Here is a 13,377-nt window from a genome sequence, read left to right on the forward strand (position 1 = left end):
CAATCTCCGGTGACGACAATTGAAATATATTACCGCGACACGTGAATGAAATTCACGCCAGCATGAGCAAATATGAATTCGCTGGCTATGCGTTGCGCGTTTGCGACAGGCGGGATTTCAGCCATTCCGTGAACGCCAGCTGGGCCGGATGCTCGATCTTGGCAAAATCCGTGACGAGAAAATACGACTTCGGCGACTTGATCCCGAGGTCGAACGGGCGGATGAGTTGACCTGCCTTCATGGCTTTGCGGCAGGTCAGTTCATCGCCCATGGCAACGCCCTGCGCCGTGATGGCAGCGGAATAGACAAGGTTCATGTCGGAAAAGATGATGCCGCGCTCGGAATCCGGGTTTTCCACATTGGCCAACGCCATCCAGCGGGTCCAGTCCTCGAAATCGCCAAGATGCAGCAGTGGCGCGCACAGCAGGTCTTTCGGTTCGGAAATGCCGCCGATCTTGTTGATCAGCACGGGACTGCACAGTGGGGTGAACTCCACCTCGCACAACAGCTCCACCGCGCGGTTCGGCCAGTTGCCGTCGCCGAACGCTATAAAAATATCGACAGTGGAGTCAGTCACATCATCGAGCTTGCGCGGTGTGACAATGCGCAGCGCGACGTCAGGATATTTTTCCTGAAACTCGGCGATATGGGTGCACAGCCACAGCGATGCAAAGCCCGCTGTCGAACTCACGCACAATGAACCACCCACGCCCGCCGGGCTTTGCCTGCCACCGGCATCGTCGATGACAATAAGCGCTTTGCGCACGTCATTGGCATATTTGCGGCCGCGTGGGGTGAGGGCAACACCCTTGCCGTCCCGTTGCAGCAGTTCAAAGCCGAGATCGCGCTCCAGCAGGCGCAACTGGTGGCTGACGGCGCTGCGCGTCAGGTGCAATTCGTCAGCCGCACGCCAGACGCTGCCATGCCGGGCAAAACTCTCGAGGGACCGCAGGGCCTGCGTGGACGGAATGCGCATGGATGGGTTTCCGGTTGAAGAGGTGAATAGAATTTGCATGTTTTGAAAAAACATATCACTTTTTGTCCCACCTTCCAGATGATTATCTCGCCGCAACGGGAGATGGATCGTGATCACGGCAGCAGGAACCACAGCGCTGGATTTTGTCGATACGCATCAGGCCGACCTGTCGGCATGGACGCGCACCATTTTCGACTTCGGCGAAACCGCCTGGCGCGAATACCAATCAGCTGAATGGTACGTGGCGCTGTTGCGCCGTGAAGGTTTTGACGTGGAGACCGGATCGGGCGGCATGCCCACGGCATTCTGCGCGTACTGGACCAACAAGGCCGGAACGACAGGCAAATCCCCTGTCATCGGCATGTATGCGGAATATGATGCGGTCCCCGGCAATTGCCAGGACGCAGCCACGGTCAAACGGCCAAGACCCGGCCTGAATGAACACGCGGGCGGCCACACGGACCCGCATTCCGGCCTCGGTATTTCCAGTCTGGGCGGGCTTCTGGCGACAAAGGCTGCCATGCAGAAACATGGCATTGCGGGCACGTTGCGCTTCACCGGCGAACCGGCGGAAAAGGTGCGGGGGTCCAAACCCATCCACGCCGCCAAGGGTTACTATGACGGGCTGGACGGGATGATCTCGTTTCATCCGTTCTACATGCTGCCTCTGTGCAATACGGTGCGATGGGATACGCATTGTGGTGCCGCCTATTCGATGATCTACCGGTTTGTCTGCGACCAGCCCGAGGGCTGGGGGCTCAGTGACGGTGCGCCCATCCCGCAATCCCATTCGGCGGTGCGTGCCCCCGGCGCCAATGATGCGCTGATGATGATGTACATGGCCTCGAAAGCCTTGCGCGATTCCATGCTGCCGCATCAGGGCGGCTGGTCGATCAGCGAGGCGATCTTGACGGCGGGGCAGGCAACCGCCGACAACCTTCCTGCCGCGCTTGCCGAAATCCAATATATGATGCGCGTGCCTGACATTGCCATGGCCGAGCGCATCACCGCCGTCCTCGACCGCAATGCCGAACACGCTGCCGCCATGACCGGATGCCGGGTGGAGCGGCACTGGGTGTGCAAGTCGCGGCCCGGCCTTGCCAACCATGCCATGGCAGAGGTGACGTGGGATGCCCTGCAGGCCGTCGGTGCGCCGCGCTGGAACGAGGCGGCAAAGGCGGTTGCGCGGGAGATCCAGGTGAATGCCGGGATTGATGCGATGCAGGAACCATTTCTCGATGAATGCGAGGCATTGATCGCGCCTCGGGAAGCCGAAGCAATCCTGCGCCGCGACCTGCCGCCGTCACAGATCAATTCCACCTCCGACGATTATACCGACATGACATGGCATGCACCCACCGTGCGGTTCTACGTGGCGCGGCCCGCGTTGAAGGCACCGAAAGGCTTTGCCTATCCGGGCTGGGTGATGAATGCGCTCGGCGGTATCCCGGCGACGATCGATCCGATGGTGCTGACCGCTGCCAAGACGGTAGCACTGACAGCTCTGCGCCTGCTTGAAGACGATGCGGCGAGGGGCAAGGCCAAAGACGAATTCATTCAGCGTACCGGCGGCGGCGTTGGCGGCTCGAACTGGATCGCGCCGCTGTGCGACTACGAGCCGCCGATTCATTTCCGCTGGCCGGAATATGTGACCACAGCACGCGGGCGGGACTGGTGGATACCCGCGCGCCCTTGACGAGGAGACGGACCAATGACACGCCATGAACAGGGGTTTGAGAGCGATGCTTTCACACTGAAGCGCCGCAACCCGAACGGCGGCACCGCGCCGCTGAAAGGCTGGGGTTTTCGCAACGAAACCGACCCGCTGACCGATGTACTTTTGGGCTCGCCCGCATTTCTGCGCCACATGGCGACCAGCTCGCTGTCACGCAAGCATCTGCGCGAGGCACCGTGCAACATTCAGGCCGCACAGGCCCAGCACAAGGAACTGGTCGCCGCCTACGAACATTTCGGTGTGAAAATCCACTGGCACGAACCCGAACCGGAACTGCCGATGCAGGTCTATTCCCGCGATTCCAGTGTCATGACGCCCTATGGCGCGATCATTACCGCCATGGCCAACTGGTGGCGGCGCGGCGAAAACTACGCTGCGATCCGCACCTATGAAAAGCTTGGCATTCCGATCTACGACATGGTGACTGCTGGCACGTTCGAGGGTGGCGATTTCAACGTGATCGAGGAGGGCTGTGTCCTCATCGGCTGCGGCGGTGCCCGCACGCAGGAAGAGGGTGCCCGGCAGGTGGAGGAATGGTTCCGCAAGGAGGGCTGGGAGACACGCCTTGCCTTCATCGACGAATACTACGTCCATATCGATCTGATGGTGGTGCCGATTGCGCCGAAACTGACGGCCGTATGCCTCGCCTGCACGGAGCCGGGTATCGTCGATTGGCTGAAAGCCAAGGGTCACGAGATCATCGACGTACCGTTTCAGGATACGATGAATCTGGGATGCAATTTCATGTCGCTGGGTAAGGACAGGATTATCGCCCCGACGTCGAGCAAGACCCTGATCGACAAGCTGCGCGCGCGCGGATTTGAAGTGGCGGCAGTGGATATGAGCGAGATTTCCAAAACCGGCGGTGGGATACACTGCATGGCACAGGCGCTGTTACGGTCAGCGGAGTGAGAGATGATTTTCACCCCCCTCTATCCTGTCGCCCTACCGGGGCGAGCCACGGGTCTCGCCCGCCTTCGGCCCCCCGCAAGGGGGGAGATCAGCCTTCATGACTGCCTTCGCATAATTTGCAATTTTGAAAATAGCGCGAAATCCCTGATGTCGATGTGATCTCCCCCCCTTGTGGGGGAGATGGGCGACAGCCCAGAGGGGGGTGAGAACGACAATCTCATCACTCGTACTCGTTCATACATAAACTTTCCGTCGTTTTTCCTTCTAGCAACCAAGCGAAAAGCCCCATACCATTTCCGGGACGAACAGCATTCACAAGGAGGCGAACATGCTCATCAAGCGGGATTTCTATATCAATGGTGCATGGGTGCCGCCTCTCAAGGCCAATGATCTCGAGGTGATCAACCCGGCGACGGAAAAGCCGATCGCCGTGATTTCCATGGGCACCGCAGCGGATATCGACCGCGCAGTGGCTGCGGCGAAAACAGCATTCCAGACCTACAGCCAGACATCGGTGGAAGAGCGTCTGGCCCTTCTGGAAAAACTGCTCGCGATCTACAAGCGCCGCTACGACGAGATGGCGCAGACAATCACGCTGGAATTGGGCGCGCCGATCACCATGAGCACGCAGCAGCAGGCGGATGTCGGCGTCGGCCATCTTCAGGGCTTTATTGATGCTCTGAAAAATCTGCATATGCGAGAGGAACTGCCGAACGGCGATCTTCTGGTGCGCGAGCCCATCGGCGTGTGCGGACTGATCACCCCCTGGAATTGGCCGATCAATCAGATCGCGCTGAAGGTCGTCCCGGTTCTCGCTACCGGCAGCACCTGCGTGCTGAAGCCAAGCGAGTTCACGCCGCTCAATGCGCTGCTTTACGCCGAGATGGTTGATGAAGCGGGCTTTCCGGCAGGCGTGTTCAATCTCGTCAATGGCGACGGCGCGACGGTGGGCGCTGCCTTGTCCAAACACAAGGACGTCGACATGATGTCATTCACCGGCTCCACCCGCGCCGGTATCGCCGTCAGCAAGGATGCGGCCGAAACTGTCAAGCGCGTCACGCTGGAACTCGGCGGCAAGTCACCCAACATTGTGTTCGAAGATGCCGATCTGGAGGATCGTGTCGCGGGCAGCGTGCTCGAATGTTTCAACAACAGCGGCCAGTCCTGCGATGCGCCGACGCGCATGCTGGTGCAGCGCTCCGTCTACGACAAGGCGGTCAAGATCGCCGAAGCCACCGGCAGGCAGGCACAGGTCGGTGATCCGCAGGAAGAAGGCGGTCATATCGGCCCGCTTGTCAGTCATATCCAGTATGGAAGGGTACAGAACCTGATCGAAGCGGGTATTTCCGAAGGCGCGCGTGTGCTGGTCGGTGGTGCGGGCAAACCGGAGGGCTATGAAACCGGCTATTTCGTCCGCCCGACCATCTTTGCCGATGTGCGCAACGATATGCGCATTGCACGGGAAGAAGTATTCGGGCCGGTGCTCTCGCTCATTCCGTTCGATACGGAGGAAGAAGCAATCGCCATCGCCAATGATACGCCCTACGGCCTCGCCGCCTATGTGCAGACGGGTGACGCGAAGCGTGCGGAACGGGTGGCGTCAAAGTTGAAAGCCGGCATGGTGCATATCAATGGCGGCGCACACCGCTATGGCAGCCCGTTCGGCGGCTACAAGCAGTCGGGCAATGGCCGCGAGGGTGGAAAATTCGGGCTGGAAGACTTTCTCGAGGTTAAGACGATTCATCGGCCATGACAGGTGGAAATGGTTGATGGCTAGATGCCATCAACCGATCAATGTTTCATCGATTTCAATCAGATATGGCTGTCCGCTCGTCTTGGCTTTCAACAATGCGGCGGGCAGTTCTTCCAGCGTTTTCAGCTTCTGCGAAGCCACGCCATAGGCTTCGGCGATTTTCAGGTAATCGGGTGCCGAAGGACGCACGCCCACCGGGTTGATGTGGACATCGCGCATGGCGCGCTCGATTTCCTGATAGCCCTGATTGTTCCAGACAATGAAAATAACCGGAACTCTCTCATCGACCGCTGCGCCGAGTTCCCCCAGCACGAACTGAAATCCGCCGTCCCCGACGATGCAGATCGTCGATGTCTCTGGTTGGCCAAGCGCTGCACCAATGGCAGCAGGCGGACCAAAGCCGAGGGCACCAAAACCGGTTGCTGCATTGAACCAGCCGCCGACGCGGTCGTGATCGTAATAGAGATTGCCGGAATAGATGGCCTGGGTAGAATCACCGACAATCAACGAATCCGGCAGCGTGTCGCGCAGGATATTGAGAAAGCGCACATGGCTCTGTGTCCTCGGGCCGATTTCAGCCCATGCCGCATCGCGTGTGGCGAGTGCCCGGTCTTCACCGGATTTCGTATTGCGCCGTACCGGCAATGTCGCAGCGAGTGCACTTACAGTCTCCCTGGCCGAAGCTTCGATAGGCATGAAGGCTGGGCGGCGGTCAAGCTGACCGGCATCGATGTCGATACGCACGAGACGTTTCAATTCGGGAAAGCCGCCATCACCATACATGTCATAATCGGTCGGCCCCATTTCCGTGCCGATGGCAATGACAAGATCGCTGTCCGCAAGAAGATCGCGCACCGCGGTGAGGCTGGCGCTGGCCGGGATCAGCAGCGCGTGATTGTGCAGGATGCCGCGCGCATTGGTGGTCGCCACCACGGGCGCATCCAGCTTTTCCGCCAGATCCTTGAGTTCCGCCGCAGCGGCTTTGGCGCCGCCGCCGATGAGGATAACCGGCTGTTCCGCCGCAAGGCACTGGCGGGTGAGTTCAGCCATGGTTTCCGCTGATGCCTGAGGGATCGGCGCGTCCGAAATCTGGCGGGTTGCGTCATCCAGTGGCTGCGCCATGACATCGAGCGGTATCTCGATATGCACAGGACCGGGACGGCGCGACGCAAACAGCGCAAAGGCGCGGGCGAGCACGATGGGCAATTCATCCGCTTTTTCAATACGATGCGAGAACATCGCAACGGTTTGCAGCATGGCGCGCTGATTGGGCAGTTCATGCAGGAAACCCATGCCCTTGCCGAGCGACTCCCGCTGATTAACGCCTGAAATCACCAGCATGGGGATGGAATCGGCGCGCGCCTGTCCCATGGCGGTGATCGTGTTGGTGATACCGGGACCGGTAATGACAAAGGCAACGCCGGGCTTGCCGGTTGCCCGCGCATAGCCATCGGCCATGAAGCCCGCGCCCTGCTCGTGGCGCGGCGTGATGTGCCGTATCTTTGAGGCAGCAAGGCCGCGATAGAGTTCGATGGTGTGGACGCCGGGGATGCCGAAAACAGTATCGACATCATAGGATTCAAGCAGATGGACGAGGGCTTCACCAACCGTTGTCATGCGGATTTCCGTTGCTGGAGGCGGGTTGCGAGACGGACGATCCCGGCACAGGCTGCATCGATCTTATCATCGGCAACGCTGAGGCTGAGACGCAGATAACCGGCGAGGTTGTCGCCGAAGGATTCGCCGGGCATGACGGCCACGTGTTCCTCTTCGAGAAGACGCATGGCGAAATCATTGCCGCTCAGTCCTGTGGCGCGGATGTCGGCGAGAATGAACATGCCCGCCTGCGGCACGTCGGCACCGATCCCGGCAATGCCGTCGAGCCGCTTTGAGATCAGCTGGGCGCGGCGGCGATAGCTTTCACGCATGGTGGCAGCGGCTGCCGATGGCTTGCCGAGGGCGTAGGCGGTCATATCGGCAATGAAGGGCTGGACGCCGAACAGCATCGACTCCGACAACGGCAGCAATTTTCGGGTAAATTCGGCTGGACCGACACACCAGCCGCTGCGGAAACCGGGCGCGGCATGGGATTTGGAAATGGAGGCAACCGCAATGGTCCGGTCGGCCAGTTCCGGCCGGTCGAGCGGCGAGGCGAACGTGCCGTCAAAAATCAGCAGCTCATAGACCTCGTCGGACACGATCCACAGATTGTGTTTGCGGCAGACTTCACCGATCTCGGCCACTTCCTTCTCGCTCAGTACTGCGCCGGTCGGATTGTGCGGGGTGTTGAGCAGCAGCACCCTGGATTTCGGCGTGATCACCTTTTCCAAATCTGCTGCCTGCATGCGGAAGCCGTTTTCCGGCCGCAGGGGCACGGACACGCGGGTAGCACCCGTTCCGCGCACAACGCCATCATAGGTGGCATAGAGCGGATCGCCGGTGATGATCTCGTCGCCTTCTTCGGCAAGGCCAAGCATGACGAGCGACAGTGCGGTCTGGGTGCCGGGAAAGCACAGGATGTGTTCGGGGCCGATGGGCCGTCCGGTGCGCGCCGTGTACTTTGCCGACAGCGCCGCGAGCACGCCGGGCTCACCCCGGCCGTTGGAATAGCCGGTGCGGCCGGAGCGCATCGCCCGTTCAGCCACGTCAAGCATATCGGTCGGAGTGGGAATGTCAGGTTCGCCGATGGTAAGCTCAATGATCTCGTGACCGGCGTGCTTCATTTCGCGCGCACGGATATGCACGGCCCACTTATCCGATCCCAGTCCGGCCAGACGGTCGGTCACAGACGCATAGCGCATCATTGGGCGCCTCCTTCAGCTTGTAATGATATACCTAATACGGCTTCAATAGCGGCAACGCCGGTCTCCGCCAATTCCCCATCCTCGAAAATATCGCCGGCAAGGCAGCCTTCCAACCATAATCCGTCGATGATCGCATTGATGGCAATGGCGTGGCGGCGGGTATGGATACGCTCGGCGGGCTTTCCGGCAGCGCGCAGCGCCTCGCGGATCAGGATTTCCAGCTCATCGCGAAAACCGAGATAGCCGTCGCGGTGGGCGGTGGCCATGGCTGGGTCAGCATGCACGAGCGCAATGAAACCCGCCCATAGCGAGAGATTGTGCGGGTCCATGATCGGGGCACCCAGATTGGCGGTGACAAAGGCCTGCAACCGGGAGCGGGGATCATCGGCAGCGTTCTGCAGCGCATCGCTGGCCTGCACGGTCATGCGGTTCATCACGGCACGATAGGCGGCGCCGATCAGGTCATCCTTGGTCGGAAAGTAATAGCGGATCAGCCCGGCGGTCACATCGGCGCGCTGGGCGATCTCGCGCACGGTCGCACCGGCAAGACCGCGCTCGGCCACGCATTCAAGCGTCGCGGCGATCAGATCCTCGCGGCGCTTGTCTTCGCCTTCACGGCGAAAGGTTTTGCGTGTGGCCGATTGTGCATTCATTGCCGGAAGACCGGGCGGGTGAGGCAGGTTGGGCCGCCTTCGCAGGCAATGCACAGGGCGTCGGCTTCAAAGGTTGTGACGGTGCAGCCCGCAGCTTCCATGGCGGCCTTGGTCTTGTCGAAGCCTGCCACGGCGATCACCTCATAGGGCGCAGTTGGCAGCACATTGAGATTAAGTCCGTTGCTCGCGGCAAATTCGTCTTCCGGCGCCGCGATCAGGCGAATGCCCCGCTCTTTCAGCAACTGGTAGAAGGCGGCTGGGAGAAGCGGCAGGTGTACCAATGCAAGGTCTTCGGCGAGGGGCGATATGATCGACATCAGGTGCAGGCAAGCCTCTTCGCCCTGCCAGAGCGGCAAGTCAAATCCGAGGACGGTGACGCCAAGCGGCTCCAGAATGGCGGACATCTGTTCGATACCTGCCTGATTGGTGCGCACGCCGCGACCAATGGCCAGTGTCTTGCTGTCGACCCAGACACAATCGCCGCCTTCAACGGTGCCCGGCGCGACAATGCGGCCGAGAACCGGCACATCCATCTGGCTATAGGTTTCGTGATGCAGATCTGTTTCGTCCAGGCGCAGGGGTTTGCCCATGCGCAGCAGGATCGCGCCCTGGTCTGTGACGAGGGAGGGGTCGTGGGTGAATACGGAATCCGACAATCCATCATTGCCGTCCCTGATCCAGGTGATGTCGGCACCCGACTGGGCCACGAGATCGGCAAAGACCCGGTGCTGTTCGGACGCACGGCGCGGATCGAACTGCGGGCCGTAATGCCAGACATCCCGTTCGGCGCCCGCCATGACGCGGTCAGGCATGCGCATGATGACGCGTTTCAAGGGAAGGGCCATGGACTGGGAACCGAATGCGCTCATGCGACTGCTCTCTCGTAAAAATTGCATATGAGAGTATTTATACGCTTGCATAATTAGAGCGCAAGTGGTGTGATGCACTAAATTAGGCAGTTTCGCCTCATGCTGACAAAACAGGCAGAAATGAACGGTGTCATGACAGCAGGTGCACGACAACCCACGGGAACCCAACAATGACGGGGGCGTTGCACGCATCCGTTGCGACGGACCCTCTCCAATCCGTCACGGCTGAACGAGCCGAAGCCATCCACGTCTGGAACCTGCACAAGAAGTTCGGCGCCCTTGAGGTTCTCAAGGGCGTTTCGCTGACAGCCAAAGACGGCGACGTGGTCGCCATGATCGGCGGCAGCGGTTCTGGAAAATCCACCTTCCTGCGTTGTATCAATTTCCTTGAAAACCCGACGAGCGGCGTCATTCGCATCAATGGCGAAGACGTGAAAATGATCAGCGATGGCGAAGGCGGGCAGTACCCGGCCAACCGGCGCCAGATCGAGCGCATCCGCAGCCGCCTCGGCATGGTGTTCCAGAATTTCAATCTCTGGCAGCATATGACCCTCATCCAGAACGTCATCGAAGTGCCGGTTCATGTGCTGGGCATGAAGCGCGACGAGGCCATGGCCATTGGCGAGCAATTGCTGGAGCGGGTCGGACTCTCGGCCAAGCGTGACGTCTATCCGGCCTATCTCTCTGGCGGCCAGCAGCAGCGCGGCGCGATTGCCCGCGCGCTTGCCATCCAGCCGCGTGTCATGCTGTTTGACGAGCCGACATCTGCGCTCGATCCTGAACTGGTCGGGGAAGTCCTGAAAGTCATCGGTGATCTCGCCAAGGAGGGGCGGACGATGCTTCTTGTCACGCATGAGATGAAATTCGCCCGGGAAGTGGCGAGCCATGTCATGTATCTGCACAACGGCATCGTCGAAGAAGAGGGGCCGCCGGAAGAATTGTTTGGATCACCAAAATCCGAACGTTTGAAGCAGTTTATCCGTACTGTATCATAAGTTGCATGAGAAAATACAGGGAATAATCCTGGGGAACAATAAAGAGAAAAGGAGATAAGAATGCGAGCTTTCTTGAAATCAGCGGTTGCCGCCGCTGTGCTGGTTGCCGGAATGGGTGTTGCCAGTGCTGAACAGGTCAAGGTTGGCATAGCCGCCGAACCCTATCCGCCCTTCGCCTCGCCGGATGCTTCAGGCAAATGGGAAGGCTGGGAAGTCGATGTTGCCCTTGCCATCTGCGCACAGGCCAAACTGGATTGCGTGATCACACCCGTATCGTGGGATGGCATCATTCCTGCGCTGACGACCAAGAAGATCGACATGATCGCTGCCTCCATGTCAATTACGCCGGAGCGCGAGAAGACGATCGATTTCTCCGACAAATATTACAACACGCCCACGGTTATACTCGGCTCGAAGGACGTCAAGATGGACGCCACGCCGGAGGGTCTGAAGGGCAAGATTATCGGCGTACAGGTTTCGACCATTCATCAGGCGTATGCGAAAAAGCATTTTGGCGCCACTGCCGCTGAAATCAAGGAATACCAGACGCAGGACGAAGCCAATCAGGATCTGGCAGCCGGACGCATCGATGCCACGCAGGCCGATTCACTGGCGCTCGAGACTTTTGCCCAGACCGATGCGGGCAAAGCCTGTTGCGAGATCAAGGGCACGGTTGCGCCCGATCTGGAAGTTCTTGGACCCGGTGTTGGTATTGGCCTGCGCAAAGGCGACACGGAACTCAAAGGCAAGATCAATACGGCCATCAAGGAGATTCGCTCCAATGGCAAGTATGACGAGATTTCGAAGAAGTACTTCAACTTCGATATTTATGGCGGTTGAGCCGCTGGCCGGATTGTGGTGCGTGGGTCGTGGTGTGTAATTCGGGGTTCGACAAGCTCACCATGAGGGAGAGTGGTGCTGTAGGGCCAACCGGAAACATTGCGGTATGAGCAATCTTGCAGGACTTGGCTCCTTGAAGTCCTCGCTCTCCCTCATGGTGAGCTTGTCGAACCACGCACTTCGAACCACGCGAGAATGGTAACGCATTGTTTTGAATCGAGGATCGCTTGGCCGACGCATCGATTGCTCCTGCCGCAATAGCCGGTATGTTTGACCTTCTGTCTCCCAATCCGCCGGGATGGGGCGGTAATCTGTTGCGTGGGTTGTTGAACTCGCTGCAGATCGCCTTGGGAGCTTTTGGCATGGGCTTGCTCATCGGCACCGTCGGTGCCTATGGCAAGCTCTATGGCGGCCCACTGGTGCGCGATATCGCCGCGATCTACACCACCATCGTCCGCGCCGTGCCGGAACTGGTGTTGATCCTGCTGCTCTATTATGCCGGCACCGACATGATCAATCGTGTGCTGGAAGGCCTCGGCTATCAGCGTGTGGATATCAGCGGACTTGTCGCGGGTATCGTGGTTCTTGGTTTCGTCCAGGGCGCTTACGCAACCGAAGTGCTGCGCGGCGCCATCAAGGCCATTCCGCAAGGTGAAATCGAGGCGGCAAGGGCCTATGGCATGTCGCCTGTTATGATGATGCGCCGCATCACCCTGCCTGCCATGCTGCCGCATGCACTGCCGGGGCTTGCCAATCTGTGGCTGATCTCGACCAAGGATACAGCGCTGCTTGCAGTCGTGGGTTTCAGCGAATTGACGCTCGTTACCCGGCAGGCAGCGGGCACGACAAAGGCGTATTTCCTGTTCTTCATTGCCGCCGGTATCCTCTATCTTGCCATCACTCTGTTTTCCAATGTCATCCTCGCCAAGGTCGAGCAATGGGCACGCCGCGGCATGCCTTCGGTCAAGGAGGCGCGGTGATGACCGAGACGCCGCTGGAAACACCGATCGAGACATTTCCGATCCACAAGGACAAGGACACAAGCGGTCAGGCACGCAGACTGCCGCCCCACCGCATCGTCCTCATCCTGATCGGCCTTGCGCTTGTAGCGTCCGCCATTTTTTTCATGCGCTGGGACTGGCTGCCCAATTATGGCGATCTGATCCTGCAGGGCCTGTGGCGGACGATCTGGATATTGGTTGTGACGGTGATCATCGGCTTTCTGCTGGCCGTGCCGCTTGGACTGGCTCAGGCCGCGGGACCTGCCGTTCTGGCGGTACCGGCGCGGGTGTTCTGCACCGTTATCCGCGGCACGCCGCTGCTGCTGCAGCTTTGGCTGCTCTATTACGGTCTCGGCTCACTGTTTCCGCAATATCCGTGGATACGCAGTTCGGAACTCTGGCCCTATCTGCGGCAGGCTTGGCCCTATGCCGTTCTCGCGCTCTCCCTGTCCTATGCAGGGTATGAGGGCGAGGTCATGCGCGGGGCTTTTGCCGGTGTGCCCAAAGGACAGCTGGAATCGGCCCGCGCCTTCGGTATGCGCCGTTTTACCATTTTTCGCCGCATCTGGTTGCCTCAGGCCATTCACCGCGCCTTGCCGACACTGGCGGGTGAAGCCGTTCTGCAGCTGAAATCCACGCCTCTGGTTGCGACCATTACGGTCGTTGATCTCTATTCCGTTGCTTCGCGGATAAGACAGGATACCTACATCACCTATGAGCCGCTTCTGCTGCTGGCTGCCGGATATCTCGTCATAACCGGCATCATTGTTTTCCTCTTCCGGCGCTTGGAAAAGCTCATTCCATCGAGGCTCGGATGAGACTTTTTCATCGTGACGCAA

General features: G+C 59.5%; 12 protein-coding genes. 7 read left to right on the forward strand and 5 right to left on the reverse strand.

Annotated features, from left to right (window positions below; translation table 11 throughout):
- Window positions 1–85: 85 nt before the first annotated feature.
- Window positions 86–976, reverse strand: coding sequence for a LysR substrate-binding domain-containing protein (locus tag FHW16_RS19550; RefSeq protein ID WP_182550963.1), 891 nt, complete (start codon window positions 974–976; stop codon window positions 86–88).
- A 112-nt stretch (window positions 977–1,088) separates the two neighbouring features.
- On the opposite strand from FHW16_RS19550, the gene FHW16_RS19555 reads away from it, so the two are divergent.
- The 3 genes from FHW16_RS19555 to FHW16_RS19565 all read left to right on the forward strand — a co-directional run bounded on the left by FHW16_RS19555 (window position 1,089) and on the right by FHW16_RS19565 (window position 5,376).
- Complete coding sequence (locus FHW16_RS19555; protein WP_432652060.1) at window positions 1,089–2,672, forward strand: amidohydrolase; 1,584 nt, start codon at window positions 1,089–1,091, stop codon at window positions 2,670–2,672.
- 15 nt (window positions 2,673–2,687) lie between these two features.
- A complete protein-coding gene (locus FHW16_RS19560) occupies window positions 2,688–3,623 on the forward strand; it encodes a dimethylarginine dimethylaminohydrolase family protein (RefSeq protein WP_182550965.1) in 936 nt (311 codons plus the stop codon).
- 328 nt (window positions 3,624–3,951) lie between these two features.
- Entirely contained in the window at window positions 3,952–5,376 is a 1,425-nt protein-coding gene (locus FHW16_RS19565; protein ID WP_182550966.1) for an aldehyde dehydrogenase family protein, read from the forward strand.
- A 30-nt stretch (window positions 5,377–5,406) separates the two neighbouring features.
- Here FHW16_RS19565 and FHW16_RS19570 read toward each other — a convergent pair whose 3' ends face one another.
- From FHW16_RS19570 to FHW16_RS19585, 4 genes are read right to left on the reverse strand one after another with little or no spacing between them, the layout of a single operon-like run.
- The gene (locus FHW16_RS19570) at window positions 5,407–6,993 is read right to left on the reverse strand and encodes a 5-guanidino-2-oxopentanoate decarboxylase (RefSeq protein ID WP_182550967.1); all 1,587 of its coding nucleotides are present in this window, start codon (window positions 6,991–6,993) and stop codon (window positions 5,407–5,409) included.
- Window positions 6,990–8,177 carry a pyridoxal phosphate-dependent aminotransferase gene (locus FHW16_RS19575; protein ID WP_182551108.1) on the reverse strand — a complete coding sequence of 396 codons (1,188 nt, stop codon included), beginning with the start codon at window positions 8,175–8,177 and terminating at the stop codon, window positions 6,990–6,992. The genes FHW16_RS19570 and FHW16_RS19575 overlap by 4 nt, the downstream gene beginning before the upstream one ends.
- Window positions 8,177–8,833, reverse strand: a complete 657-nt coding sequence (locus tag FHW16_RS19580; RefSeq protein WP_182550968.1) for a TetR family transcriptional regulator C-terminal domain-containing protein — start codon at window positions 8,831–8,833, stop codon at window positions 8,177–8,179. The genes FHW16_RS19575 and FHW16_RS19580 overlap by 1 nt, the downstream gene beginning before the upstream one ends.
- A complete protein-coding gene (locus tag FHW16_RS19585) occupies window positions 8,830–9,702 on the reverse strand; it encodes a dimethylarginine dimethylaminohydrolase family protein (RefSeq protein ID WP_182550969.1) in 873 nt (290 codons plus the stop codon). Before FHW16_RS19585 ends, FHW16_RS19580 begins: the two co-directional genes overlap by 4 nt.
- A 170-nt stretch (window positions 9,703–9,872) precedes the next feature.
- Here FHW16_RS19585 and FHW16_RS19590 point away from each other — a divergent pair, with 170 nt between their 5' ends.
- The 4 genes from FHW16_RS19590 to FHW16_RS19605 all read left to right on the forward strand — a co-directional run bounded on the left by FHW16_RS19590 (window position 9,873) and on the right by FHW16_RS19605 (window position 13,356).
- The gene (locus FHW16_RS19590) at window positions 9,873–10,697 is read left to right on the forward strand and encodes an ABC transporter ATP-binding protein (protein WP_246711861.1); all 825 of its coding nucleotides are present in this window, start codon (window positions 9,873–9,875) and stop codon (window positions 10,695–10,697) included.
- Between the two features lie 60 nt (window positions 10,698–10,757).
- Complete coding sequence (locus tag FHW16_RS19595) at window positions 10,758–11,537, forward strand: transporter substrate-binding domain-containing protein (protein WP_182550970.1); 780 nt, start codon at window positions 10,758–10,760, stop codon at window positions 11,535–11,537.
- Window positions 11,538–11,803: 266 nt separating this feature from the next.
- The gene (locus tag FHW16_RS19600) at window positions 11,804–12,517 is read left to right on the forward strand and encodes an ABC transporter permease (protein ID WP_182551110.1); all 714 of its coding nucleotides are present in this window, start codon (window positions 11,804–11,806) and stop codon (window positions 12,515–12,517) included.
- Window positions 12,517–13,356: an ABC transporter permease gene (locus FHW16_RS19605; protein WP_246711862.1), complete on the forward strand. Its 840-nt coding sequence runs from the start codon at window positions 12,517–12,519 to the stop codon at window positions 13,354–13,356. Before FHW16_RS19600 ends, FHW16_RS19605 begins: the two co-directional genes overlap by 1 nt.
- Window positions 13,357–13,377 lie beyond the last annotated feature (21 nt).

Source organism: Phyllobacterium myrsinacearum (assembly GCF_014138285.1).
Taxonomy (GTDB): domain Bacteria; phylum Pseudomonadota; class Alphaproteobacteria; order Rhizobiales; family Rhizobiaceae; genus Phyllobacterium; species Phyllobacterium myrsinacearum_A.

Excerpts from the sequence above, each read along its gene's own strand:
- FHW16_RS19550 (WP_182550963.1), bottom strand. The coding sequence starts at position 976 with ATGCGCATTCCGTCCACGCAGGCCCTGCGGTCCCTCGAGAGTTTTGCC.
- FHW16_RS19600 (WP_182551110.1), top strand. The coding sequence starts at position 11,804 with ATGTTTGACCTTCTGTCTCCCAATCCGCCGGGATGGGGCGGTAATCTG.
- FHW16_RS19575 (WP_182551108.1), bottom strand. The coding sequence starts at position 8,177 with ATGCGCTATGCGTCTGTGACCGACCGTCTGGCCGGACTGGGATCGGAT.
- FHW16_RS19560 (WP_182550965.1), top strand. The coding sequence starts at position 2,688 with ATGACACGCCATGAACAGGGGTTTGAGAGCGATGCTTTCACACTGAAG.
- FHW16_RS19590 (WP_246711861.1), top strand. The coding sequence starts at position 9,873 with ATGACGGGGGCGTTGCACGCATCCGTTGCGACGGACCCTCTCCAATCC.
- FHW16_RS19595 (WP_182550970.1), top strand. The coding sequence starts at position 10,758 with ATGCGAGCTTTCTTGAAATCAGCGGTTGCCGCCGCTGTGCTGGTTGCC.
- FHW16_RS19570 (WP_182550967.1), bottom strand. The coding sequence starts at position 6,993 with ATGACAACGGTTGGTGAAGCCCTCGTCCATCTGCTTGAATCCTATGAT.
- FHW16_RS19565 (WP_182550966.1), top strand. The coding sequence starts at position 3,952 with ATGCTCATCAAGCGGGATTTCTATATCAATGGTGCATGGGTGCCGCCT.
- FHW16_RS19580 (WP_182550968.1), bottom strand. The coding sequence starts at position 8,833 with ATGAATGCACAATCGGCCACACGCAAAACCTTTCGCCGTGAAGGCGAA.
- FHW16_RS19585 (WP_182550969.1), bottom strand. The coding sequence starts at position 9,702 with ATGAGCGCATTCGGTTCCCAGTCCATGGCCCTTCCCTTGAAACGCGTC.
- FHW16_RS19605 (WP_246711862.1), top strand. The coding sequence starts at position 12,517 with ATGACCGAGACGCCGCTGGAAACACCGATCGAGACATTTCCGATCCAC.